Raw genomic sequence first — 22,346 nt, 5'->3', positions numbered from 1 at the left:
CCCGCCGGGTACAGGGCCCTGAAGGAGGTGGGAACGATGACGAACGAGACCGTGGAGGTACGCCCGACCGAGCGCGGCTGGGAGGTGGTGGCCGCCCTGCCCGGGGTCGCGCCGGAGGAAGTCGCCGTCGAGGTGGCCGACCGTGAACTGCGCATCGTCGTGGCGTCCGAGGACGACACCACGCCGGCCGCCCTCGACCACCGGGTGAGATTGCCCGGCGACGTGGACCCGGACCACGTGGACGCGACGATGGACCACGGGCTGCTCACCGTGCGGCTGCCGCGATCGGAGACGCTCCCCGAGCCGATCCCGGGCCAGATCAAAACCGCCGACGAGCAGCTCGACCAGGCCCGCGAACCGGCTGGCGGCTACCCCACCGGCGAGGACGCCACCGGCAAGAACATGGCCGCCGGCGTACCCGTCTGGTAGTCAGGCGGCGGCGGGCTCGGCGACCGGACGCCGGTCGGCCGGGGTGATCGGCACGGACAGCACCGCGAACAGCGCGGCGAGGCCGATGCCCACGGCGTAGCCGTTGCCTGCGATGAGCGCGCCGATCAGGCCGGGCGTGAGCGCACCGACGATGTTCTGCACCATGTTGTGTACGCCGAGCGCCCGCCCGGCCCACGCCGACCCGGCCAGTTCGGCGACGGCGGTGAAGGCGAAGCCGTTGCCCGCCATGGCCAGGACGAGCGCGCTGATCAGCAGGCCGGGACTGATCCCCGCGTCCAGTTTGATGGCGACCGCCGCCTGCAGCCCGACCAGTCCGTTGACCACCGCCAGCTGGCGCATCGGGCGCAGCCGGCTGCCGACGGCGTCCGACCATCGTCCACACGCGACCCGGCACAGTGCCCCGAAGATCTGTACGCCCGCCAGTAGCTGACCGGCGACCGCGGCGTCCCAGCCGCGCTCGGCGACGAGATAGTCGTAGGTGAACGCCGCGGTGGTGAACTGCGGCACGACGAGCAGCATGGCGGCGCCGTGGATGCGCCACAGATCCGGCAGCCGGTACGGGTTGCGCCCATCGGCCGGGCCCGCCGCCGCACCGCGAGGCGGGTCGACGACGAAGATCGCCACTACCACCGAGGTCACCAGGCACACCGCTGCCAGTACGCCCAATGCCCCCGGCAGGCCGTGCGCGGCGGCTACCGGCGGCAGCGCCAGCGCCGCGACCGCGATGCCGAGCGGCTGCGCGGCCTGCCGGAACGCCATCGCCACACCCCGGCGCTCGGGCGGGAACCAGCCCAGGACCACTTTGCCGCTGGCCGAGTTGGCCGACGAACCGAGCGCCCCGGCCAGGCCCAGCAGCACCCCGGTGACGGGGATCGACGGGTGGGTCAGCGCGGCGATCGCCAGGACGACGCCGGCCAGCCCCTGCCCCAGCGACATGGTGATCCGCTCGCCGAACCGGTCGGCGATCCAGCCCCAGGCCACCAGCGTGAACAGCATGCCCGCGCTGGGCGCCCCGACGATGAGCCCGGCCTCGCCGAGACTGAGCCCGTGCCCCCGGAGGACCGGCACGAGCACCGGCAGCCCGTACATGAAGACACAGCTGGCGCCTTGCGCCGCCATGCCTAAGGCCAGCATGGACCAAGCCGGGGAACGCTTGCGTGAGCCGCCGGGAGTGCAGTCGGGGCGGGGGGCTGAGCTCATGATCCGACGCTATGCCCGTCGTCCCACAAGTCAAGACAGCTATCCCGACATATGGGACAGCTGTGGCTCAGGTCACGGCGATAGCCTGGATGACCAGGGGCGTACGCGGCTTGTCCTGGGCGTCCGCTCCCCCCGCCGCCACGGCGTCGAGGATCTCCAGGCCCTTCGTGACCCGCCCGAACTCAGGCACGTCCGAGACGATATCGCTGTCGCGGTAGACCAGGAAGAACTGGCCGCCCCACTGGTTGTCGGGAGTCACCGCGGCGACCACTGCTCCTCGTGCGAAATGGCGTAGCTCGACACAGCGCCCGTCGCCGAACTCCGGGAGCAGTCCCGACGGCAGCTCGCCGGGCGGAATCAGACCGGACGGCAGCAGTCCCGGCGGCAGCTTTCCGGACGGCATCGGCGCGATGATGATGCCGCCGTACCGCGTGGGCACCACACCCGACGGGAGCAGCTCCGTCGGAATATCGGTGGGCAGTGCGGTCGGGAAGCCCGACGGGAGGGCACAGCCCGAGGCGGCCGGGCTCGGCGACGTCCGCACGGCGTACTGGTAACCCGGGCCGCCGCCACCGACTCCGGACGGATCACCGCACTGCACGAAATAGAAGCCTTCAGCGAGCAGCCGATGGCACGCGACCTCGGTGTAGTAGCCCGACCCGGCGAGGTGGGCGATCCCAGCGATCACGCAGCCGGCTTGACTGCGGTCGGCCTGGATCTCGATGTCGCCCCGATTCGTGGTCATCCGGATCGTGGCGATGCCGGCCGCGCCCGCACTCGCCGGTGGAGGTGCGGCAGGCGTACGCGTGGCGCCGGTCGGCTGCCCGGTCCATTCGCAGCCGATCTGCGGACCAGACGTCGGTGACGGCACCGCCGCGGGCTGGGCGTCGCGCCCGAGCCACGCGTACGCCGCCACCGCGGCGAGCACGGCGGCCACGACCGCCACCACTATCGCCGTTCCTCCGCCGCGACCGGCCTTCACCGGCTCCCCCGCTGTCGAATCCCCCGCTGTCGATTCCCCCGCTGTCGAATCCATGGCGGGAGCGTAGAAGGCAGCGGCAACCGCGGTCAGCCCCGTTGATCATTGGCCGACGGGATCGATCATGGTCGCGCGGACACGCCACGCCGGTCGATCACGACCATAAGTTCATGATCGCGCGGAAAGGGTGGCGGGCGGAGGGGGGAGGGAGGGAGGGAGGGAGGGAGGGAGGGAGGGTTTATAGGTAGACGCCTAGGAGGGCGTCGACGGTCGACGACATCAGCTCCGGCGCGTCCGGATCGCTACCCTCGCCGCTCAGTGCCCCGTCGACCCATTCGTCGATCAGCGCCAGCGCCTTCGGGGTGTCCAGGTCGTCGGTCAGCGCCGCGCGTACGCCTGCCAGCAGAGCGGCGCCCGACGGGCCGGACGGCGCCGACGCGGCCGCACGCCAGCGGGCCAGGCGCTGTTCCGCCGCCTTGAGCAGGTCGTCGGTCCACTGGCGGTCGGCGCGGTAGTGGTCGGCGACCAGCGCGAGCCGCACCGCGTTCGAGTCGATGTGGTCGGCGCGCAGGCGGGACACGAACACCAGGTTGCCCCGGGACTTGCTCATCTTCTCGCCGTGCAGCCCGATCATCCCGGCGTGCACGTAGTGCTGGGCGAACGGCTCGGCTCCGGAGAGCACCTCGGCGTGCGCGGCCGAGCACTCGTGATGCGGGAACAGCAGGTCGTTTCCGCCGCCCTGGACCTCGATGGTGTCACCGATCAGGGTCATCGCGATGACGGCGCATTCGATGTGCCAGCCGGGCCGGCCCGGGCCCAGCACGCCACCCGGCCACGACGGCTCGTCGGGGCGTACGCCGCGCCACAACAACGGGTCGAGGGCGTCGCGCTTGCCCGCGCGCTCCGGATCGCCGCCGCGCTCGGCGAAGAAGACGAGCATCTGCTCACGCGACAGGTTGGACTCGTAGCCGAATCGGGGCGCGGCGCTGATGTCGAAGTAGACGTCGCCGGTGCCGTCCTCGAGCCGGTACGCCACTCCGCGCTCAAGCAGTTCCTGTACGCGCTCGGCGATGACCGGGATGGACTCGACCGCGCCGACGTAGTGCTCCGGCGGGATGATCCGCAGCGCTTCCATGTCCTCGCGGAACAGCGCCGTCTCCCGCATCGCCAGCACGACCCAGTCCTCGTGGTCGCGGGCGGCCCGCTCCAGCAACGGATCGTCGATGTCGGTGACGTTCTGGACGTAGACGACCTCGTGCCCGGCGTCGCGCCAGAGGCGGTTCACCAGGTCGAAGGTGATCATCGTGGCGGCATGCCCGAGGTGCGTCGCGTCGTACGGCGTGATGCCGCAGACATAGAGCCCGGCGCGGCCGTTCGGCTGACTCGGGAACTTGTCGCGGCGGGCCGAATCGAACAGATACAGCGGCTGGCCCGCGCCGGGCAGGCGGGGGACCTCGGGAGCGGACCACGATTCCATCCCGCCAGCCTAACCGGCCTCCGGAGAGGCCCCACCTGGGTGCGTCGGGAACAAGCGCGCCGGGTGCACGGTTGGGAATTCGGGAGGCTAAGGTCGGAGCATGACTCATCAGGTGTTCGCGTTCGACCCGCCCGAGCGGTTCGTGGCCGGCACCGTGGGTCCGCCCGGGGAGCGGACTTTCTATCTGCAGGCGCGCGGCGGGGGCCGGGTGGTCAGTGTCGCGCTGGAAAAGGTGCAGGTGTCGTTGCTCGCCGAGAAGCTCGAGGAGCTGCTCGCCGAGGCACACAGCCGATTCGGGCTCAAGCTGCCCGACTCGTCGGCGATGGTCGACAACGAGCCGCTGGACTCCCCGGTCGAGGAGGAGTTCCGGGTCGGCACGCTCGGTCTGGCGTACGACGTCGAGGAGAGTTCGGTCATCATCGAGGCGATCGCCGTCGAGGAGGCCGAGTTCGACGCCGACGCCGAGACCGACTCCCCCGAGGACGAGGTCGCCGAGATCCCCGACCATCTCGACCGGCTGCGGGTTCGCCTGACGCCGCAAGGCGTACGGGACTTCGTGGACCGCGCGAAGCGGGTGCTGGCCGCCGGCCGCCCGCCGTGCCCGCTGTGCGGCCAGCCACTTGACCCCGCCGGCCATCTCTGCCCCCGGAACAATGGCTACCACCGCAGGTGACCTGAGCCTTCTCGCCGACGGTGAGATGGAGATCGAGGGCCGCCTGGTCGACGCCTCCAACACCACGCTCCGCGTGATCCTCGTTCATGAGGGCACCGAGGCGCGCGCGGTTTACAAGCCGGTACGCGGCGAGGCCCCGCTCTGGGACTTCCCGGACGGTACGCTCGCCGGTCGCGAAGTGGCCGCGTACCTGGTGAGCGAGGCGCTCGGCTGGAACGTCGTGCCCCCGACGGTGCTGCGTGACGGGCCGCTCGGCCCCGGCATGTGCCAGCTGTGGATCGACGAGCTCGACGAGCCGCCGGTCGGTTTCATCCCCGCGTACGCCCTGCCCGAGGGCTGGTTCCCGATCGCGAGCGCCCGGGACGAGGACGGCGACGCGTTCCTGTTGGCGCACGCGGATCTGCCGGCTTTGGCGCGGATGGCGTTGTTCGACGCGGTCGTCAACAACGCCGATCGCAAGGGCGGCCACGTGCTCGCTGCCGGCGACCGGGTGTACGGCGTGGACCACGGGATCTGCTTCCACAGCGAGCCGAAGCTGCGCACCGTGTTGTGGGGGTTCGCCGGGCGCGAGATCCCCGACGACCTCCGGGCCGACCTGAAGGGCCTGAGCCTCGATGGGCTGCTCGACGATCACCTGACCGTCACGGAGATCTCGGCGCTGGCCGACCGGATCGGGGCGCTGACGACGCTGGGCGTCTTCCCGCAGCCTGACCCGGACCGCCGGGTCATCCCCTGGCCGCCGATCTGACGATCTCCCAGGTCTTGGCGTCGACCTGGCGTAGCCCCGCTTTCTCCACCACCCGCACGGACGCGGGGTTGTCCATGGAGAACACGGCGTAGATCCGGGTCAGGCCGAGCTCGTCGAATCCGAGGCGCACCATCAGGAGCGCCGCCTGGGTCGCCACTCCCCGGCCCCAGTAGTCCGGGCGGACGACGTAGCCGAGTTCGGCCGACGAACCTTCGAGCGTCAGACCGATGGAGCCGATCACCTTGCCGTCGACGACGATGGCGCGCTCGCGGCGAACTCCGTCGTTGTTCGCGGCGAGTTGGGTCAGGAAGGTGCGGACCTCCGCCACCGTCGGCACCTGGGTGGCGTTGATGGTCGGCTGGACAAGCGGATGGGCCGCGAAGGCGTGGAACTGCTCGGCGTCGGCGGGGGTCAGCTCACGAAGCTCTACATCGATATCCATGTTCGAAAGAGTACGCTCGAAACACTACGCTCGAAAGGGTAGACTTTCCGACATGGACGCCCGGACGATGCGCGCGCTCGCCCATCCGACCCGCCTCGCCCTGCTGGAGGTGCTCAACATCCACCCCAGCCTCACCGCGACCGAGGCGAGCGAGCTGATCGGGATCTCCCCCACCAACTGCGCCTTCCATCTGCGCACTCTCGGCCGCTACGGGTTCGTCGAGGAGATCGACACCGGTCCGGGCCGCCGCCGACCGTGGCGGATCAAACAGGCCGACATCCGGTTCTCCGACGCCGACGGGGAGGCCGCGGGCGCGCTCGCCGACGTCATGCTCGACCACTGGCTCACCCGCGTCCGCGCCGTCCAGGCCCGCCGCCACTCGCTGCCCGCCGAATGGCAGGAGGCCCTGGGCGGTTCGCAGACCATCGTGTACGCGACGCCGGACGAGACCCGGCAGCTGGTCGAAGACCTGCGCACCGTCCTAAGCCGGTACGCCGACCGGGCCCGCGACCCGGATCAGCGCCCCGACGCCGCCGAACCGGTCGAAATGCTGGTGTTCACGCAGTTGTTCGACGCCCTATCCTCGTGATCATGCGGCTGGCGAGCATCCACCTCTATCCGGTGAAGTCCCTGGGCGGCGTGGCCGTCGACGAGGCCGCGGTCGAGCCGTGGGGGCTGCGGCACGACCGGCGCTGGCTCGTGCTCAACCCGGACGGCACGTATCTCACCGCCCGCGACGAGCACCGCATGCTCGGCGTGACAGCGGTCCCGGCTGCCGGATCGTTGACGCTGACCGGATTGGACGGCAGCCGGCTCGCCGTCGCCGAGCCGGCCGACGGCGACCTCGTCCCGACCACGATGTCGCGGCTGGCCCAGATCCGCCTCGCGCCGCCCGAGGCGCACGACTGGCTGTCCGTCCAGTTCGGACGATCGCTGCGGCTGGGCTGGCTCGACGACCCGCACCGCCGCCCGGTCGCCGAAGACCACGGCGGATTGCCGGGCGACCCGCTCAACCTCTCCGACGCCGGTCCGCTGCTCGTCGCCACCACCGCCTCGATGCGCCGGCTCAACGACTGGATCGCCGAAGGCGCGGTCGAACGGGGCGAGGAGGTGCCCGAGCCGCTGCCGATCAGCCGATTCCGGCCGAACCTCGTCGTCGACGATTCCCCCGGCGCACCGGCCGAACCGTTCGCCGAAGACGACTGGCAGCGCGTACGGGTCGGGACGGTGGACTTCCGGTTCGCCGAGATCTGCGACCGCTGCGTGCTCACCACGATCGACGCGGCCACCTACCGGACGGGCAAGGAGCCCATCCGTACCCTGTCGCGGTTCCGCAAACGGGACGGCAAGACCTGGTTCGGCGTACGCCTCATCCCGCTCACCGGCGGTGTCCTGCGGGTCGGCGACGAGGTGACCGTCAGCTGAGCTCGGTCGGGACCGCGACGACGTCGACGAAGGCGCCCCGGCGCAGCACGGTCAGCGACAGGCGCTGGCCGATCGCCGGACCGAGCATGAGCCGCTGGACGTCCTGGACGCCCTGCACCGGTCTGCCGCCCGCGGTGACGAGGATGTCGCCGAGGTAGATCCCGGCGACCCCGGCCGGGCTGCCCGGCACGACCTCGACCACCCGCAGTCCCCGGCGCTGACCCAGGCGCTCGGCGATCGGCGGAGGCAGCGGAACCGGCACACCGGCTACGCCCAGCCACGCTCGGCGTACCTTTCCATGGCTGACGAGATCGGCGATGATCTGGCGGGTGTTGCCGTTGATCGGCACGGCGAGGCCGACGCCGATCCCCGCGACCGCCGTGTTGACGCCCACGACCCGCCCGCGCGCGTCGGCGAGCGCGCCCCCGGAGTTGCCGGGGTTGAGCGCGGCGTCGGTCTGGATCACGTCGTCGATGAGCCGGTTGCGGCGCCCGTCGTAGACGGGCAGCGACCGGCCGAGCGCGCTGACCACCCCGGCCGTGACCGAACCGGCCAGGCCGAGCGGATTGCCGACGGCGACCACCAGCTGGCCGACGCGCAGCTCGTTCGCGTCGCCGAGCGTGGCCGGCGGCGAGGCGGTGCTGCCGACCCGGACCACGGCCAGGTCGGCGAGCGGGTCCGCGCCGACCACGTCGAACCGGGTCTCCTCGCCGTCGCCGAACTCGGCCGTGCCCGCCTGCGCGCCCGCGACCACGTGCGCGCTGGTCAGCAGGAATCCGTCGGCGGTGAACAGGACGGCCGACCCGGCGCCTTCGCCCCGGGGCGTGCGCACGGTGAGGCTGGCGACGCTGGGTAGGACGGTGGCCGCCACCGTGGTCACGATCCGGGAGTACGCGTCCAGCGCGTCCGTCTCACGGTTGTCAGCATCCATGCATCGAGGAACGTCTGCGGCGGCGCGGATCGTCCGGCTGTCCGCCGACAGCGAAAAGCGCTCAGGCGCCGCCGCCGACCGAGGCGTCCCCGGCCGGGACTTCGCCGGCGGCCGGACGCTTAGCCGGTACCAGACCCTGAAGATCCCCACCGGTGTCCGACAGCCGCAGCACGAACGGCCGGCTCGGGGTGTAGCGGATCGCGGTGATCGACCCGGGGTCCACCGAGATCCGCTGGAACAGGTCCAGATGCAGGCCGAGCGCGTCGGCGACGATCGCCTTGATGACATCGCCGTGGCTGGACGCGACCCAGACCGCCTCCGCGCCGTGCTCCGCCTCGACGCGGGCGTCCCAGCTGCGTACCGCGGCCACGGCCCGGGTCGCCATCGCCGCCATCGACTCGCCGCCGGGGAAGGTCACCGCCGCCGGATGCTGCTGGACCGTGGCCCACAAGGGGTCCTTGGCCAGCTCCGACAGTTTGCGGCCGACCCAGGCGCCGTAGCCGCACTCGGTCAGCCCGGCCTCGACGACCGGGGCGACGCCGGGCAGCGCGAGTTCGAGCGTCTGGCGGCAGCGTTTGAGCGGGCTGGTCACGACGGCCGCCAGCGGCAGCCCCGCGAGCCGCCGCCCGACCGCCTCGGCCTGCTGACGGCCCCGCTCGTCCAGCTCCACGGGCAGGTCGCCGGCCAGGACGCCGTCGGCGTTCGCCGTCGTACGCCCGTGCCTCAGCAGCAGAACGATGGTCACGGCAGAAGTCTAGTTTTTCTCAGTACGCCGTGATCGCCCCGGTGATGAGCAACGCCATGATGCCGAATCCGAGCGCGACGCGGTACCAGACGAACACCATGATCGAGTGGTGGGCGACGTACTTGAGCAACCACGCGATCGCCGCGTACGCCACCACGAAGCTCACCAGCGTGCCGACCACCAACGCGACGGTGGACACCGACGGGCCGGAGATCGCGTCCTTGAGCTCGTAGAGGCCGGCGGCGGTCAGGGCCGGGATGCCGAGCAGGAACGACAGCCGGGTCGCCGTCACCCGATCGAGGTCACGCAGCAGACCGGCGGTGATCGTCGCACCGGACCGGGAGACGCCGGGGATCAGCGACAGGCACTGCGTGAACCCGATGATGATCGAGTCCTTCATCGTCAGGCCCTGCTCACCCTTGACCTGCGTGGCCGCGTGCTCGGCGAACGCCATCGGGATGCTCCACAGGATCAGGGCGGCCGCGACGACCCAGAGGCTGCGCAGGCCGCCCTTGATCAGATCCTGGGCGAGGAAACCGACGATCCCCACCGGGATCGACCCCACGATGACGTACCAGGCGAACCGCCAGTCGGGCTCCTGCCGGGCCGACGACGAGAACAGCCCCGCCACCCAGGCCTTGATCAGCCGGGCGATGTCCTTGAAGAAGTAGATGATGGCGGCGAAGATCGCGCCGATCTGGATGACCGCGGTGTACGCGGTCACCGCCTCGTCCTTGATGTCGAGCCCCAGCAGTTGCTCGGTGATGGTCAGGTGACCGGTCGACGACACCGGAAGGAATTCGGTGATCCCCTCCACGACGCCGAGCACCACCGACTGCCAGACCTCGATCTCCGACATCTACTCTCCCACTCCCGAAAGCTCCAACGCCTCTGCGAGGGTACGCAGTGTCGCCATCCCGGATTCCGCGTCCGCGGCGAAGAGCGACACCGAGAGCGTAGTCACCCCGGCGGCGGCGTAGTCACGCAGCCGGGCGGCGATCCTCTCCTTCGGACCGATCAAACTGGTCCGGTCGATGAATTCGAACGGGATCGCCGCCGCCGCATCACGATGGCGCTTGGCCAGATACAGGTCCTGGACCTCGGCCGCGGCCTCGCCGTAGCCCATCCGGGTCGCGAGCTGGTTGTAGAAGTTCTGCTCGCGGCTGCCCATGCCGCCGACGTAAAGGGCGGCGTACCAACGGATCAGCTCGGCGCAGTTGGCCAGGCCCTCAGGCGAGTCGTCGTCGCCGACCACCACCGGGACGCTGGGCACGACGTCGAAGCCGTCCAGCGTCTTGCCCACCTTCGCCCGGCCCTTGGCGATGGAGGCCAGCTGCTCCTCGGCGTACTCGGGGGCGAGGAAGATGGCCAGCCAGCCGTCGGCGATCTCGCCCGCGAGTTCGAGGTTCTTGGGGCCGATCGCGGCGAGGTAGATCGGCACGTGGTCGCGCGGCGGGTGGAAACTGAGCTTCAACGCCTTGCCGGGGCCGTCCGGCAGGGGGAGCTCATAGTGCGCGCCGTGGTACTCGACGGTCTTCCGGCCGAGCGCCAGCTTCACGATGTCGACGAACTCACGCGTACGCGCCAGCGGCTTGCCGTAGCGGACGCCGTGCCAGCCCTCGGAGACCTGCGGGCCGGAGACGCCCAGGCCCAGCCGGAATCGGCCGCGGCTCAACGCGTCGATGGTCGCGGCGGTCATCGCGGTCGCGGCCGGCGTACGCGCCGGGATCTGCATGACGGCGGTGCCGACGTCGATCCGCTCGGTCTGCCCCGCGATCCAGGCCAGCATGCTGGGCGAGTCCGAGCCGTACGCCTCCGCCGCCCACACGACGGCGTAGCCGAGCCGGTCGGCCTCCTGGGCGAGGGCGAGGTGATCCGCCGGGGTGGACCACGCGGTCTGGTAGCCGAGGCTGAGTCCAAGCTTCATGCCGACATGCTACTGGTGAGTAGCCTCAGGGCGAAGCCACCCGGCGCGTCTTGTCGGGCGGACGCCCGGTTGTTCGGATGTCAGGTCGACAGCCGGTTGTTCGGATGTCAGGTGGACAGGCCGGGCATCAGGCCGCCGATGGTCGGCCGGCGCAGCACGACCCGGCGCGTGCCGTCTTTGAGCAGCTGAAGCCGGTCCAGCTCCCAGCCGTTGTACTCCGCCTGCAACGTCAGCCGCACCGCGGCGGTCATCCTGTCGACATCCGGTGGCAACCGCAGCGGTGCGTATTCGTAGTCCATAGCCCGATCCTGCGCCTGCTGGGCGAAAGCGACAAGTACCTCAAGCCGGTTCGATCGCCGAGACGTCGTCGAGCGCCCGGCTGATCTGTGGCGGCAGCTCCAGCTCCTCGCAGCGCAGCGCTTCGCCCAGCTGATCCGCCGTACGCGCGCCCAGCACCGGAGCGGTCACGCCGGGCCGATCCCGCAGCCAGGCCAGCGCCACCTGAGCGGGTGACACCCCGAGGCCGTGGGCGGCGGTGAGCACCGCCTCGACCACCGCCGAGCACCGCGGATCCAGGTAGGCGAGCACGAACTGCTCATATTGCGCCGAAGCAGCCCGGGAGTCGGCCGGCCGCCCATTGCGGTACTTGCCGGTCAGCACGCCTCGGCCCAACGGCGACCAAGGCATCACGCCGACGCCGAGCGCCTCGCAGGCCGCCAGCGCCTCCCGTTCGGCGCTGCGCTCGAGCAAGGAGTACTCGAACCCGGCCGCCACGATCGGCGCGCGCTGCGGCCAGGCCTGCTGCCACGTCGCCGCCCGGGCGATCTGCCAGCCCGCGAAGTTGGCCACCCCGGCGTACCGGACCTTGCCGGTCGACACGGCGTGGTCGACCGCCGCCATCGTCTCCTCGAACGGGGTCGCCGGGTCGTAACCGTGCACCTGCCAGATGTCCAGGTAGTCGGTGCCGAGCCGGCGCAGGGTCACGTCGAGGCTGCGCAGCAGGTGGCCGCGGGAACTGTCCCGGCGGCGGGCGCCGTGCGAGCGTACGCCCGCCTTGCCCACGATCAGCAGCTCGTCCCGGGGCACCATCGCGTCCAAGAGGGTGCCCAGGACCGCCTCGGCCTCGCCGTCGGCGTACACGTCGGCCGTGTCGACCAGGGTTCCTCCGGCGTCCACAAAGGACTTCAGCTGCGCGCCGGCGTCATCGGGGTCGGTGTCGTGACCCCAAGTCATCGTGCCGAGGGCCAGCCGGGAGACCGACAGCCCGCTGCGGCCGAGCGGACGCTGCTGCATGAGGTGAACGATATTCGCTCCGGGCGCGTCGCGTCACTGCCGTCCGTTCAGACGGCAGTGACAGACGGTGACTCCAACCTCAGTGCTCGTGGTCGTGGTCGTCGTCCTCGGCGTGCAGGTGCTCGTCCATCCGGCCGATGAGCCGGTCAGAACCCGACAGAGTGAACGGGCCCGCGCCGTCGCTCTCCTCGAACGTCTCCGGGTCCAGCGGCTCGTCCACCTCGGCCACCGCCACCAGGCCGTCCAGCGGCTCCAGCTCCGGAATGTCCAGGGCCGACAGTGAGCCGTCGCCCGCCTGGAGGAGTTCGACCAGCGCCTCGCTGACCGACTCGACCGCGCCGGAGTCCTCGCCCATCGCGGTGTCCCGCGCCTCCTGGCCCGCCTTCAGCAAAGCGGTCACACTGGGTACGCGATAGTCACGCCGCTGCCGCACCGAGATCACCCGGGGGTGCGGGTCGTCGCCGGCGGCCGTCTCCTCGCCGAAGAACTGGTCCGCCTTGTCCGCGTCGATGCTGTCGACGTTCCACGGCGTGACCTCGCCGAACACGTCCAGCAACGCGTCGTCGTACGCCACCGAGGAATTGTTCAGGGCGACGTAGGTGCGCCAGACCTCGTCGTCGTCGATCTTGCCACCGGCGGCGCGAACCGCCGCGAGGTGTTCACGCGCCGCGGTGATGACCGCCTCCAGGGCGGCGTCGACCTGGGCGTCGGTGTAGCTCATGGGCTTGTCCCCTTCGGACTCTCAACGGGTTCTCGGCGGCGGTCAGCTGCTACGGAGCAGGCGGTCCAGCACTCTCACGCCGAACTCTAGTCCCTCCGTCGGGACGCGCTCGTCAATGCCGTGGAACAGCGCGGCGAAGTCGAGGTCAGCGGGCAGCTTCAACGGGGAGAATCCGAAGCAGCGCATACCCAGGGTCGCGAACGCCTTGGCGTCGGTGCCACCCGAAAGCATGTACGGCACCGGGCGCGCCCCGGCGTCCTCGGCGCGCAGCGCCGCCGCCATCGCGTCGACCAGCGGACCGTCGAAGGTCGTCTCCAACGCCTCCTGGTGGTGCACCGTCTCGATCTCGATCTGCTCGCCGACGATCGACCGGAGCTGCTCCTGGAACTCGTCCGCGAAGCCGGGCAGCGTACGGCAGTCGATCGTCGCGCTGGCCTTGCCGGGGATGACGTTGTCCTTGTATCCGGCCGCGAGACGTGTCGGGTTGGCGGTGTTACGGATGGTCGCGCCGACGATCCGGGCGATCGGGCCCAGCTTCGCGATCGCCTTCTCCGGGTCGGGGTCCAGCTCGACGCCCAGCACCTCGGAGACGTGATCGAGGAACGCCCGCACGGTCGGCGTCACCACGACCGGGAACTGCGTACGCCCCAGCTTGGCGACGGCCTCGCACAGCGCGGTCACCGCGTTGTCGTCGTTGACGAAGGAGCCGTGCCCGGGGCGCCCGGCGGCGTGCAGCCGCAGCCAGTCGATCCCCTTCTCGGCCGTCTGGATCAGGTAGAGACGCAGGTCCGGCGCGACCGTCACGGAATAGCCGCCGACCTCGCCGATCGCCTCGGTGCAGCCCTCGAACAGCTCGGGATACCGCTGCACGAGGAAGTGGGCGCCGTAGTCGCCGCCGGCCTCTTCGTCGGCGGTGAACGCCAGCACGATGTCGCGCGGCGGCACATAGCCCTCCGCCTGCCAGCCGCTGACCGTCGCCAGGACCATCGCGTCGAAGTCCTTCATGTCGATCGCGCCCCGGCCCCAGACGTAGCCGTCCTTGACCTCGCCGCTGAGCGGGTGGACCGACCATTCGCCCGGGTCGGACGGCACGACGTCGAGGTGCCCGTGGACCAGCAGCGCACCGCGCGAGGAGTCCCGGCCGGGAATGCGGGCGACCAGGTTCGTCCGGCCCGGCGCCGACTCCAGGACCGTCGGCTCGATCCCGGCCTCGCTCAGCACGGTCGCGACGTACTCGGCCGCCTTGCGCTCACCCGCGCTCGTGTCGAGGTCGCCGGTGTTGGTCGAGTCGATCCGGATCAGGTTGCTGCACAGGTCCACGACGTTCGTCATGGATCATTCCTACCGCAAGCAGGCCGGAGTCCATACCCCGGCCTGCTACCGAATGATCACCAGACGGTCACCAGCCGAATCCGGCGGCGTACGTGACGCTCGCCAGCACGGCCTGCCCGGCGGTGTTCGGGTGGAAGTAGTCCCAGCCGGAGACCTGGGACAGCTGGAACGGGTAGTTGAACACCGCGTTGTCGTCGAAGTCGCAGTTCGTCCCGTACGCCGCGCACGCGTCGGCGAGCTGGGCGTTGAAGTCGACGACCCGCTGGCGTACGCGCGCCCGACGGTCGACGTCGGCCTGCGCGGTCGAGGTCGGGTTGGCCAGCAGCGACTGGCAGATGCCGAACAGGTTCCAGGTGCTCACGGCGGAGCCGCTGACGTGCCCGACGTTCCAGAGCTGCCAGACGTTCGGGATGGAGATCACGGCGACCTTGGCGGCGGGCAGCCCGGCCTTGATCCGGTTGAGCGCCGAGTCGATCGACGTCCGGAACGCCGCCACCGAGGTCATCGACGACTCGCTGCCGGTGCAGGCGTCGTTCGCGCCGATCAGGATCGTGACGTACTGGACACCCTGGCCGACCGCCGTGCCGGCCTGGCCGTACATGTCGGCGACCTTGGCCCCCGACTTCGCGTCGTTGTAGTTCTTCCCGGAGATCGCGGAGTTCTTGGCCAGGATCCGGGAGTACTGGCTGTTGACGGATGAATAGTTGCCGGTGCTCCAGGACCGCGCCGGGCAGTCGACGTACCAGCCGCAGGCGTTGAACCCACGGGTGATGGAGTCGCCCATGCTCGCGATCGAGTTGGGCGGCGGGCCGGGGTCTGCGGCGGCGGGCGAGGCGAGCAGGACGGCCGCGACGAGGCCGGCGAAAAGGGCGAGGAACTTGCGCGGTACGCGCATCGGGGGCCTGCCTTTCCTGTCGGGACGGGGGTTACCAGACAGTAACCTCGGTGTGGCCTCCATCACAAGAGTTACACCCATGAATTCACCAGTCGAAGCCCGACGCGTAGCTCACCAGGCCGAGCGCGTCCTGACCGGCCCCGTTCGGGTGGAACCGGTCCAGCATGGACAGCTGGTCGAGGGTGAACGGGTAGCCGAACACGGCGTCGTCGTCGAAGTCGCACAGCGGCCCGTACGCCGCGCACGCTGCGGCCAGCTGCTCGTTGTAGCCGATCACCCGATCGCGTACGCGGGACCGCCGATCGACGTCGGCCCGGTCGGCGGAGGTGGCGTTCGCCAGCATGGACTGGCAGGTCAGGTTGCGGTTCCAGAGGCGTACGGCGTCGGGGTCGACGTGACCGACCTGCCAGAGCCGGAAGAGATCCGGAACGGAGACGACGGCGATCCGCGCCTCCGGCAACCCCGTACGCAGCACCGCCAGCGCCTGGTCGATCGCCGCCCGATAGTCGGCCACGCTCGTCATGCCCGCCTCGGTACGCGTACACGCGTCGTTGGCTCCGATCAGGACGGTGACATAGTCGACGCCCTGGCCGACGGCCGTCGTCGCCTGACCGGGCAGGTCCGCCGCGCGAGCCTTGTCGGCCGCGTCGTTGTGGTTGTGCCCGTCGATCGCCGGGTTCTCCGACTCGATCATCCGGAAGTGGCTGTGCACACCGGCCGACCAGCCGGTGCTCCACGACCGCGCGACACAGGCGATGAACGGACCGCAGGCGTTGCGGCCACGGGTGATGGAGTCGCCGAGCGCCGCCATCGACGACGGGACCGGCGGAGCCTCTCTTGCCGCGTGCGCGGCAACCGCCGGGAGCAGGATGAACGCGAGCGCGACCGCACCGAGCCGACGAACCAGCATGACTCTCCCCGGGGACACTGAACGGGATCAAATGGACACTGAAGGTGATCAAGTCGTCACGCTAAGGGATCACTCCTGGGTCACCGACGGGACACGCCGTCGATCATGCGCTCGCGGAGTCGATCAGGGGCGCGCGGAGTTGATCAGGGCGCTCGGGACACGACACGCCGGTCGAGCACGACCATAAGTTCATGATCGCGCGGAAAAGCGTGGAAAAGGCGGGTCAGATCATGTGTTCGGGGGCGATCAGCTCGTCCATGTCGTAGACCTGGGCCAGTCGCGAGTGGTCGGCCCGGATCACGAATGCCTCGTCGAGCCCGACCGTCAGCAGGTCGACTCCCGACTCCACCGCGATCCACGACTCCTCGGCGGCGATCAGGTCCAAAGCCAGCCGGGTCGCGGCCGGCGTCAGGCCGATCTCGTCGCCCAGCCGTCGCAACGTGAGCCAGACCGTCTTGCCGCCGCCGTCCGGGGCCTGTTCCTCGGCGAGCCGGCGTAACCCGATCCCGGCTAGGACGCCGCGTTCGAGCATCTGCGCGGCGGCTTCCTCGGCGGCCTCCTGCGGGGTGAGCGGCAGGACGTCGAGGGGGTTGGCCGCGAACTGGGTGACCAGCCAGGCTTCCCCGCCCGGGCCGGTCAGCTCGTCGAGCACGCCGAGGGCGACGAGGCAGTCCACGAGCTGGCGCAGCGTCAGCGGCACCGGGATGCCCGCCCGTGAGCAGCATTCGGTGAACGTCTCGATCCGCCGCGTACGCGCTTCGACGACCTGGTCGTAGTGGGAGCGGACCTCGTCCTCGGAGTGCCCGGGCGACTGCTCGAACCACTCCTCCACCGGGCCGGGATCGCACCACACCGGCTCGTCCCAGGGCAGGCCGAGTTCCGCGCGGTCGTACCAGGACCGGGGGAATCGCGGCGGCCCGTCGTCGTCGGGGACGACCCGCAGGCTGGCGACGGCGCAGGGCAGCCAGCGCACCCAGGACGGATGCATCGGAGCCAGCCTCCACAGTGGCTGCTCCTCCTCCGATTCCCAGCCCACGACCGCTTCTCTCCCCAGGACCGTCCCTTGTCGTCAGTCGCGAAAGATACCGCAGATGTCTGACATCGCCGCGAACCAGCGTGACTAACCGGTTAAGCCGAGCCGCCCCAACAAGCTGCTGGATGGCTAGCGTGTTGACACTTAAACGGTTCAGTGCTGTGATCGCAGGCACGCCCATCCCCACGATCACGGGAGCCCTCCATGCACCGTCCCCTCCAGGTCCTCACCGGTGAGCCGCTGCTCGGCGTCAACTTCTGGTCCCGAGTCGGCGGACCCCGCATGTGGACCCGTTACGACCCGGCGGTCGTGGCCAAGGAGCTGCAGGTCCTCGCCGACCACGGGCTCACCGTCACCCGGAGCTTCTTCTTCTGGCCGGACGCCATGCCCACGCCGGACCGGCTCGACGAGGACGTCATGGCGCGCTTCGGCGACTTCCTGGACCAGCACACGGCGTACGGGCTGAGCACGATCCCGACCCTGATCGTGGGCCACATGTCCGGGGAGAACTGGGACCCGGCCTGGCGCGGCGGTCGCGACCTCTACGGCGACGTGTGGTTCGTCGGCCGCCAGGCGTGGTTCGCCGAGCAGGTCGCCCGCCGGTTCGCCGGGCATCCGGCGGTCAGCGGCTGGCTGCTGTCCAACGAGATGCCGCTCTACGGCGGGCGGGGCACCGTCGAGACCGTGTCGACCTGGGCGCAGCTCCTCGTCGCCGGGTTGCGCGCCGGCGGCGCGACGCAGCCGGTCTCGATCGGCGACGGCGCCTGGACGATCGAGCTGAGCGGCGTCGAGAGCGGCTTCCGGCTGGCCGAACTCGGTCCGCTGCAGGACTGGATCGGCCCGCACGTCTACCCGATGGGCGACGACCAGGTACGCCAGCACTGGCGGGCGGCGTACACGTGCGAACTGGCGCACGTGGCGGGCAAGCCGGTGGTGCTGGAGGAGTTCGGCGCGTCCAGCGACTTCGTCTCCGACGACAACGTCGGGCACTGGTACCGCCAGCTGCTGCACACGTCACTGCTGGCCGGCTCGACCGGCTGGGTCGGCTGGAACAACACCGACTTCGACGACCTGTTCGACGAGGCGCCGTACTCGCATCATCCGTTCGAACTGCATTTCGGGGTCACCGACGTGCACGGGCAGCCCAAGGCGTCGCTGCGGGAGATGGCGGCGTTCCGGCAGATCCTCGACGCCGTCGACCTGCCGCACTGCGTACGGGAGGACAGCCAGGTCGGGCTCGTGCTCACCTCGCACGCCGACACGGCGTACCAGTTCACCGACGAGCGGGAACGGCGCGTCGCGTTCGGCGCGGTCGAGCAGGCGTACCTGGGGCTGCGGTCGGCCGACCTGCCGCCCGCGCTGATCCGGCAGAGCTCGAAGGACGCGCCCGGCGGGATCGCCGACGGCTGCCGGCTCTACGTCCTGCCCAGCCTCAAGCAGCTCACCGCGCCCGGCTGGCGTCGGCTGGAGCAGCTGGCCGAGGCGGGCGCGACGGTTTTCGTGTCCTACTGCGACGGTGGCACCGACAACCAGCGCGGCCCCTGGTACGCCGGCGTCGACCGGATCTTCGGCGTCCGCCACGAACTGCGCTACGGCCTGGTCGACCGGGTCGAGGGCCCTTCGGTCCGGTTCACCGTCACCCGGGACTTCGGCGGGCTGCGGACCGGGGACGCGCTGGACTTCGTGGTGGGCGGCAACGAGCACGTGCGGGCGTACCTGCCGGTGCAGGCGGTCGACGCCGAGGTGCTCGCGGTGGATCCCAACGGCCGGCCGGCTCTGCTGCGCCGGGCGGTCGGCGACGGCGGGATCGTCTTCTGCGCGTACCCCTTGGAAGCCATGGCGGCCGCGACGCCGCACGTCAACCCGGACGCCACCGGCCGGCTCTATGCCGCGCTGGCCGAGCTGGCGGGCGTGCGGCCCGCGGTCCGCGTGGCGGACCCGCGCGTGTTCGTGGACGCCTTGCGTCACGCGGACGGCGACCGCTTCGTCTGGCTGATCAACGCGGCGGACGAGCCGGTCACGGTCGCGCCGGTCCGCGCCGACGGCACCCCGGCCGCGCTGCGCGATCTCGCCGCCGGTCACGAGGTGGCCGAGGTCGAGCTGCAAGCCTTTGGGGTACGCGTTCTCCGCGACGCGGCGCGGTGATGGCTGACGCGGCGTGAACCGGATGGGTTCAGGCCCCCGTTGATGGCAGAGCGGTGCACTGCTCCGCCCAGTGGGCCGGACCTAGTCCTGCCCACTGGGTGGAGCAGTACTGCCCCGGGGCACCAACCTCGGTGTCGCGTCCTGCGCGGTGGCCGAGGTAGTGCCGTCGATGATCTCCAGGAGGCGTTCCGCCGCATGCGACCCGTAGGCTGCGATGTCGCGGCTGACCGCCGACAGCTGCGGATGCACGAGCTGACACAGCGGCGAGTCGTCCCAGGCGACGACGGACAGCTCACGCGGGATGTCGACGCCCATCTCGTGCGCCACCGCGACGCCGGCCACCGCCATCACATCGTTGTCGTAGATCACCGCGGTCGGCATGGGCCGCCGCGACAGCAGCGCCCGGGTCATGCGGGCGCCCTCCTCACCGGTGTAGTCGGCGTACACGGTGGCGACCTCGGGCAGGCCGAGCCGTTCGGCGGTGGCCGCGACCCCGCGATCGCGCAGCGCGGTGTGGTAGAGCCCCGGCAGCCCGGCGACCCGGGCGATGCGCCGATGGCCGAGCGCCGCCAGGTACTCCACGACCTCGGTGACGGCACCGGTGTCGTCGCTCCAGATGCCGGGCAGCGTGCCCAGTCCCTCCGGCCCGCCGATCACCACGCATGGCATCCCGAGCTCCTCCAGCAGTGGCACACGCGGGTCGTCGCGGCGCAGGTCGACCAGGATGACGCCGTCGACCCGGCGCTGCGCCCACCAATGCCGGTAGGCCGCCATCTCCTTCTCCTGGTCGTCGGTGACCTGGAGCAGCAGTCCGACGTCGCGGGCCGACAACGTCGCCTCGATGCCGGAGATGAGCTGCATGAAGAAGGACTCGATGCCGAGCGTCCGGGCCGGCCGGTCGACGATCAGCCCGAGTACGCCGGTCCGCCCGTCCGAGAGCGCACGCGCCGCACTGCTGGGATGCCAGCCCAGGTCCCGGGCGATGGTGAGGATCCGTTGTCGGGTCGCGTCGGACACGCCGGGCTTGCCGTTCAGCGCGTAGGAGACCGCGCCTTTGGAGACGCCGGCCGCCTTGGCGATGTCGCCGATGGTCTTCCGGGGTGCGCCGACTCGGGCCGGGCTGGAGCTGCCGCTGTGCATCGCTCCATCTTGCGGCCAAGAACCGGTTAAGGCAAACAGGCTTACGATCAGCGGTCAATGCCTATCTGTCATGAGCTATTGACACTTAAACGGTTCAGTGCTGTGATCGCAGACACCTGACGGTCATCTCCGCGAAACATCCGCCGATTTCTGGGAGCGCTTCCCAGACCCCTCACTGGAGACGCCATGAGTCTGAGCAGAAGGCAGTTCCTCGGCACCACCGCCGGCGCCGGCATCGCGGCCTTCCTCGCCGCGTGCGCGGAGGAGTCGGCCAAGCCCCCGGCCGAGCGCATCCTCAACGTGTTCGCCGGCGCCTCGGGCCAGTTCACCGAGAACTACAACCAGTTCGCGCCGACCCCGCTGAACGGCACCCGCGGCCTCATCTACGAGCCGCTCTTCTTCTTCAACCAGGCCAAGGCCGACGACGTCCAGCCGCTGCTGGCCACCAAGTACGAGTTCGGCGACGGCGGCAAGACGCTGACCTTCACCCTGCGCGAAGGCGTGCAGTGGAACGACGGCAAGCCGTTCACCGCCGAGGACGTGGCCTTCAACTTCCTCTACCGCAAGAACAACCCGGCGCTGAACGCCAACGGCACCAACATCGTCGACGCCACCGTGGTCGACGCGAAGACCGTGAAGATCACCTTCAAGGACGCGGTCTACACCGAGCTGTGGAACATCGCCGGCCGCACCTACATGGTGCCCAAGCACATCTGGGAGCCGATCGCCGACCCGACCAAGGAGGTCAACGCGAACCCGGTCGGAACCGGCCCGTTCGTCAAGGACTCCTTCGCCTCGCAGAGCTACGTGCTCAAGAAGAACCCGAAGTACTGGGACAGCGGTAAGCCGAAGATCGCCGGGCTGCGCTTCTGGTCCTTCACCGGCAACGACGCGGCCACCACCGCGCTGGCCTCCGGGCAACTCGACTGGGCCGGCATCTTCATCCCGGACATCCAGGGCCAGTTCATCAGCAAGGACTCCGCGCACAACAAGTTCAAGAACGAGTCCTTCCTCTACGTCACCAACCTGATCCCCAACCTGACCAAGCCGCTGTTCGCCGACCCGGCCGTCCGGCAGGCGATCAACGTGGCGCTGGACCGCCAGAAGATCATCAAGCTGGCCTTCGCCGACCTCGGGGCGATCCCCAGCCCGTTGCAGCTGGTGGTGCCGACGTTCGCCGGCTACGTCTCGCCCAAGCACGCCGAGGCCAAGGTCGAGTACAACCCCGACAAGGCCAAGCAGCTGCTGGAGGGCGCGGGCTGGGCCAAGGGCGCCGACGGAATCTACGCCAAGAACGGCAAGAAGCTCTCCTTCACGTGCAGCCTGGTGACCGGCTGGACCGACTACGAGGCCACCATGCAGGTGGTGCAGCAGCTGCTCAAGGAGGTCGGCATCGAGTTCAAGCCGAACGCCTTGTCCTACAACGCCTTCATCGCCGCGTTGCAGAGCGGCGACTTCGACATGGCGATCTACAACGCGTGGGGCGGGCCGAGCCCGTACTTCATGTACTACAACATCTGCAGCACCAAGAGCATCCCGCCGGCGAACCAGAACAACGCCCGCTGGAAGAACGCGAAGGTGGACGCGGCCCTGGCCGCCATCGCCGCCACCCCGCCGGACCAGACCGACGCGATCAAGCAGCAGATCTACGCGATCCAGGACGAGATCGTGGCCGACACCCCGTACATCCCGATCCAGCAGTCCAGTTCGCTGGCCGAGTTCCGCACCCTGCACGCCACCGGCTGGCCGTCGGAGGAGAACCCGTACGCGCTCGCGCTGCCGTTCTCCGAGCCCGACTGCGGCATCGTCGCGAAGAACCTGAACCCCGCCTGATGAGTTCGGGCCGGCTCCAGGCGCCCGGAGCCGGCCCGTATCAGGGC

The 22,346-nt window shown here is 70.2% G+C and carries 22 protein-coding genes and 1 pseudogene; 7 read left to right on the top strand and 16 right to left on the bottom strand.

The genetic code is table 11. The features are described from left to right. Positions 1-66 precede the first annotated feature (66 nt). A pseudogene (locus tag HDA40_RS42635) lies at positions 67-285 on the top strand (Hsp20/alpha crystallin family protein); the annotation flags it as partial. A gap of 144 nt (positions 286-429) precedes the next feature. Here the strand turns inward: HDA40_RS42635 and HDA40_RS33680 are convergent. From HDA40_RS33680 to mshC, 3 genes are all read right to left on the bottom strand, one after another. Next, positions 430-1,650, bottom strand: coding sequence for an MFS transporter (locus HDA40_RS33680; protein WP_253761822.1), 1,221 nt, complete (start codon positions 1,648-1,650; stop codon positions 430-432). Positions 1,651-1,717: 67 nt separating this feature from the next. Continuing rightward, positions 1,718-2,686 (bottom strand): peptidylprolyl isomerase, encoded by a 969-nt coding sequence (locus HDA40_RS33675; protein ID WP_253761821.1) that lies wholly within the window; start codon positions 2,684-2,686, stop codon positions 1,718-1,720. Between the two features lie 181 nt (positions 2,687-2,867). Then, the gene (gene mshC, locus HDA40_RS33670) at positions 2,868-4,106 is read right to left on the bottom strand and encodes a cysteine--1-D-myo-inosityl 2-amino-2-deoxy-alpha-D-glucopyranoside ligase (RefSeq protein ID WP_253761820.1); all 1,239 of its coding nucleotides are present in this window, start codon (positions 4,104-4,106) and stop codon (positions 2,868-2,870) included. Between the two features lie 100 nt (positions 4,107-4,206). Between mshC and HDA40_RS33665 the strand changes: the two genes are divergently transcribed. Together HDA40_RS33665 and HDA40_RS33660 are read left to right on the top strand one after the other, a co-directional pair. Continuing rightward, positions 4,207-4,779 carry a DUF3090 domain-containing protein gene (locus HDA40_RS33665; protein ID WP_253761819.1) on the top strand — a complete coding sequence of 191 codons (573 nt, stop codon included), beginning with the start codon at positions 4,207-4,209 and terminating at the stop codon, positions 4,777-4,779. After that, positions 4,760-5,527, top strand: coding sequence for an SCO1664 family protein (locus HDA40_RS33660; protein WP_253761818.1), 768 nt, complete (start codon positions 4,760-4,762; stop codon positions 5,525-5,527). The genes HDA40_RS33665 and HDA40_RS33660 overlap by 20 nt, the downstream gene beginning before the upstream one ends. Here HDA40_RS33660 and HDA40_RS33655 read toward each other — a convergent pair. Continuing rightward, a complete protein-coding gene (locus HDA40_RS33655; RefSeq protein WP_253761817.1) occupies positions 5,505-5,969 on the bottom strand; it encodes a GNAT family N-acetyltransferase in 465 nt (154 codons plus the stop codon). The two genes, HDA40_RS33660 and HDA40_RS33655, sit on opposite strands and share 23 nt — an antisense overlap. Before the next feature lie 52 nt (positions 5,970-6,021). Here HDA40_RS33655 and HDA40_RS33650 point away from each other — a divergent pair, with 52 nt between their 5' ends. Together HDA40_RS33650 and HDA40_RS33645 are read left to right on the top strand one after the other, a co-directional pair. After that, the gene (locus tag HDA40_RS33650) at positions 6,022-6,558 is read left to right on the top strand and encodes a winged helix-turn-helix domain-containing protein (protein ID WP_253761816.1); all 537 of its coding nucleotides are present in this window, start codon (positions 6,022-6,024) and stop codon (positions 6,556-6,558) included. 2 nt (positions 6,559-6,560) lie between these two features. After that, a complete protein-coding gene (locus HDA40_RS33645; RefSeq protein WP_253761815.1) occupies positions 6,561-7,394 on the top strand; it encodes an MOSC domain-containing protein in 834 nt (277 codons plus the stop codon). On the opposite strand, the gene HDA40_RS33640 is transcribed toward HDA40_RS33645, so the two are convergent. The 11 genes from HDA40_RS33640 to HDA40_RS33590 form a co-directional block, all read right to left on the bottom strand. After that, positions 7,387-8,325 carry a S1C family serine protease gene (locus tag HDA40_RS33640; protein ID WP_253761814.1) on the bottom strand — a complete coding sequence of 313 codons (939 nt, stop codon included), beginning with the start codon at positions 8,323-8,325 and terminating at the stop codon, positions 7,387-7,389. The genes HDA40_RS33645 and HDA40_RS33640 overlap by 8 nt on opposite strands. Before the next feature lie 61 nt (positions 8,326-8,386). Next, entirely contained in the window at positions 8,387-9,070 is a 684-nt protein-coding gene (locus HDA40_RS33635) for an MSMEG_4193 family putative phosphomutase (RefSeq protein WP_253761813.1), read from the bottom strand. A gap of 19 nt (positions 9,071-9,089) precedes the next feature. Further along, positions 9,090-9,929 (bottom strand): undecaprenyl-diphosphate phosphatase, encoded by an 840-nt coding sequence (locus HDA40_RS33630; RefSeq protein WP_253761812.1) that lies wholly within the window; start codon positions 9,927-9,929, stop codon positions 9,090-9,092. Continuing rightward, complete coding sequence (locus HDA40_RS33625; protein ID WP_253761811.1) at positions 9,930-10,997, bottom strand: LLM class F420-dependent oxidoreductase; 1,068 nt, start codon at positions 10,995-10,997, stop codon at positions 9,930-9,932. A 107-nt stretch (positions 10,998-11,104) separates the two neighbouring features. Then, the gene (locus tag HDA40_RS33620) at positions 11,105-11,296 is read right to left on the bottom strand and encodes a DUF5703 family protein (protein WP_253761810.1); all 192 of its coding nucleotides are present in this window, start codon (positions 11,294-11,296) and stop codon (positions 11,105-11,107) included. Between the two features lie 40 nt (positions 11,297-11,336). Continuing rightward, positions 11,337-12,290, bottom strand: coding sequence for an aldo/keto reductase (locus HDA40_RS33615; RefSeq protein ID WP_253761809.1), 954 nt, complete (start codon positions 12,288-12,290; stop codon positions 11,337-11,339). 79 nt (positions 12,291-12,369) lie between these two features. Continuing rightward, positions 12,370-13,011 carry a hypothetical protein gene (locus HDA40_RS33610; protein ID WP_253761808.1) on the bottom strand — a complete coding sequence of 214 codons (642 nt, stop codon included), beginning with the start codon at positions 13,009-13,011 and terminating at the stop codon, positions 12,370-12,372. Positions 13,012-13,053: 42 nt separating this feature from the next. Then, positions 13,054-14,343 (bottom strand): M20/M25/M40 family metallo-hydrolase, encoded by a 1,290-nt coding sequence (locus HDA40_RS33605; RefSeq protein ID WP_253761807.1) that lies wholly within the window; start codon positions 14,341-14,343, stop codon positions 13,054-13,056. 67 nt (positions 14,344-14,410) lie between these two features. Then, positions 14,411-15,238 carry an SGNH/GDSL hydrolase family protein gene (locus tag HDA40_RS33600; protein WP_253761806.1) on the bottom strand — a complete coding sequence of 276 codons (828 nt, stop codon included), beginning with the start codon at positions 15,236-15,238 and terminating at the stop codon, positions 14,411-14,413. Positions 15,239-15,323: 85 nt separating this feature from the next. Beyond that, positions 15,324-16,148, bottom strand: a complete 825-nt coding sequence (locus HDA40_RS33595) for a GDSL-type esterase/lipase family protein (protein WP_253761805.1) — start codon at positions 16,146-16,148, stop codon at positions 15,324-15,326. 223 nt (positions 16,149-16,371) lie between these two features. After that, the gene (locus HDA40_RS33590; RefSeq protein ID WP_253761804.1) at positions 16,372-17,136 is read right to left on the bottom strand and encodes a DUF6042 family protein; all 765 of its coding nucleotides are present in this window, start codon (positions 17,134-17,136) and stop codon (positions 16,372-16,374) included. A gap of 249 nt (positions 17,137-17,385) precedes the next feature. Here HDA40_RS33590 and HDA40_RS33585 point away from each other — a divergent pair, with 249 nt between their 5' ends. Beyond that, positions 17,386-19,326 carry a cellulase family glycosylhydrolase gene (locus tag HDA40_RS33585; RefSeq protein WP_253761803.1) on the top strand — a complete coding sequence of 647 codons (1,941 nt, stop codon included), beginning with the start codon at positions 17,386-17,388 and terminating at the stop codon, positions 19,324-19,326. Positions 19,327-19,407: 81 nt separating this feature from the next. Here HDA40_RS33585 and HDA40_RS33580 read toward each other — a convergent pair whose 3' ends face one another. Beyond that, positions 19,408-20,466, bottom strand: a complete 1,059-nt coding sequence (locus tag HDA40_RS33580; RefSeq protein ID WP_253761802.1) for a LacI family DNA-binding transcriptional regulator — start codon at positions 20,464-20,466, stop codon at positions 19,408-19,410. Positions 20,467-20,652: 186 nt separating this feature from the next. Here HDA40_RS33580 and HDA40_RS33575 point away from each other — a divergent pair, with 186 nt between their 5' ends. Beyond that, the gene (locus HDA40_RS33575; RefSeq protein WP_253761801.1) at positions 20,653-22,299 is read left to right on the top strand and encodes an ABC transporter substrate-binding protein; all 1,647 of its coding nucleotides are present in this window, start codon (positions 20,653-20,655) and stop codon (positions 22,297-22,299) included. The last annotated feature ends 47 nt before the right edge of the window (positions 22,300-22,346 follow it).

The organism is Hamadaea flava, assembly GCF_024172085.1.
GTDB lineage: Bacteria > Actinomycetota > Actinomycetes > Mycobacteriales > Micromonosporaceae > Hamadaea > Hamadaea flava.
Note: the sequence above shows the minus strand (reverse complement) of the source record. Positions and strands in the feature narration are given on the sequence as shown.

Bases quoted from the DNA above. Each gene is read 5' to 3' on its own strand.
- HDA40_RS33680 (WP_253761822.1), bottom strand. From the start codon at position 1,650: ATGAGCTCAGCCCCCCGCCCCGACTGCACTCCCGGCGGCTCACGCAAG.
- HDA40_RS33675 (WP_253761821.1), bottom strand. From the start codon at position 2,686: ATGGATTCGACAGCGGGGGAATCGACAGCGGGGGATTCGACAGCGGGG.
- mshC (WP_253761820.1), bottom strand. From the start codon at position 4,106: ATGGAATCGTGGTCCGCTCCCGAGGTCCCCCGCCTGCCCGGCGCGGGC.
- HDA40_RS33665 (WP_253761819.1), top strand. From the start codon at position 4,207: ATGACTCATCAGGTGTTCGCGTTCGACCCGCCCGAGCGGTTCGTGGCC.
- HDA40_RS33660 (WP_253761818.1), top strand. From the start codon at position 4,760: ATGGCTACCACCGCAGGTGACCTGAGCCTTCTCGCCGACGGTGAGATG.
- HDA40_RS33655 (WP_253761817.1), bottom strand. From the start codon at position 5,969: ATGGATATCGATGTAGAGCTTCGTGAGCTGACCCCCGCCGACGCCGAG.
- HDA40_RS33650 (WP_253761816.1), top strand. From the start codon at position 6,022: ATGGACGCCCGGACGATGCGCGCGCTCGCCCATCCGACCCGCCTCGCC.
- HDA40_RS33645 (WP_253761815.1), top strand. From the start codon at position 6,561: ATGCGGCTGGCGAGCATCCACCTCTATCCGGTGAAGTCCCTGGGCGGC.
- HDA40_RS33640 (WP_253761814.1), bottom strand. From the start codon at position 8,325: ATGGATGCTGACAACCGTGAGACGGACGCGCTGGACGCGTACTCCCGG.
- HDA40_RS33630 (WP_253761812.1), bottom strand. From the start codon at position 9,929: ATGTCGGAGATCGAGGTCTGGCAGTCGGTGGTGCTCGGCGTCGTGGAG.
- HDA40_RS33625 (WP_253761811.1), bottom strand. From the start codon at position 10,997: ATGAAGCTTGGACTCAGCCTCGGCTACCAGACCGCGTGGTCCACCCCG.
- HDA40_RS33620 (WP_253761810.1), bottom strand. From the start codon at position 11,296: ATGGACTACGAATACGCACCGCTGCGGTTGCCACCGGATGTCGACAGG.
- HDA40_RS33615 (WP_253761809.1), bottom strand. From the start codon at position 12,290: ATGCAGCAGCGTCCGCTCGGCCGCAGCGGGCTGTCGGTCTCCCGGCTG.
- HDA40_RS33610 (WP_253761808.1), bottom strand. From the start codon at position 13,011: ATGAGCTACACCGACGCCCAGGTCGACGCCGCCCTGGAGGCGGTCATC.
- HDA40_RS33605 (WP_253761807.1), bottom strand. From the start codon at position 14,343: ATGACGAACGTCGTGGACCTGTGCAGCAACCTGATCCGGATCGACTCG.
- HDA40_RS33600 (WP_253761806.1), bottom strand. From the start codon at position 15,238: ATGCGCGTACCGCGCAAGTTCCTCGCCCTTTTCGCCGGCCTCGTCGCG.
- HDA40_RS33595 (WP_253761805.1), bottom strand. From the start codon at position 16,148: ATGCTGGTTCGTCGGCTCGGTGCGGTCGCGCTCGCGTTCATCCTGCTC.
- HDA40_RS33590 (WP_253761804.1), bottom strand. From the start codon at position 17,136: ATGCATCCGTCCTGGGTGCGCTGGCTGCCCTGCGCCGTCGCCAGCCTG.
- HDA40_RS33585 (WP_253761803.1), top strand. From the start codon at position 17,386: ATGCACCGTCCCCTCCAGGTCCTCACCGGTGAGCCGCTGCTCGGCGTC.
- HDA40_RS33580 (WP_253761802.1), bottom strand. From the start codon at position 20,466: ATGCACAGCGGCAGCTCCAGCCCGGCCCGAGTCGGCGCACCCCGGAAG.
- HDA40_RS33575 (WP_253761801.1), top strand. From the start codon at position 20,653: ATGAGTCTGAGCAGAAGGCAGTTCCTCGGCACCACCGCCGGCGCCGGC.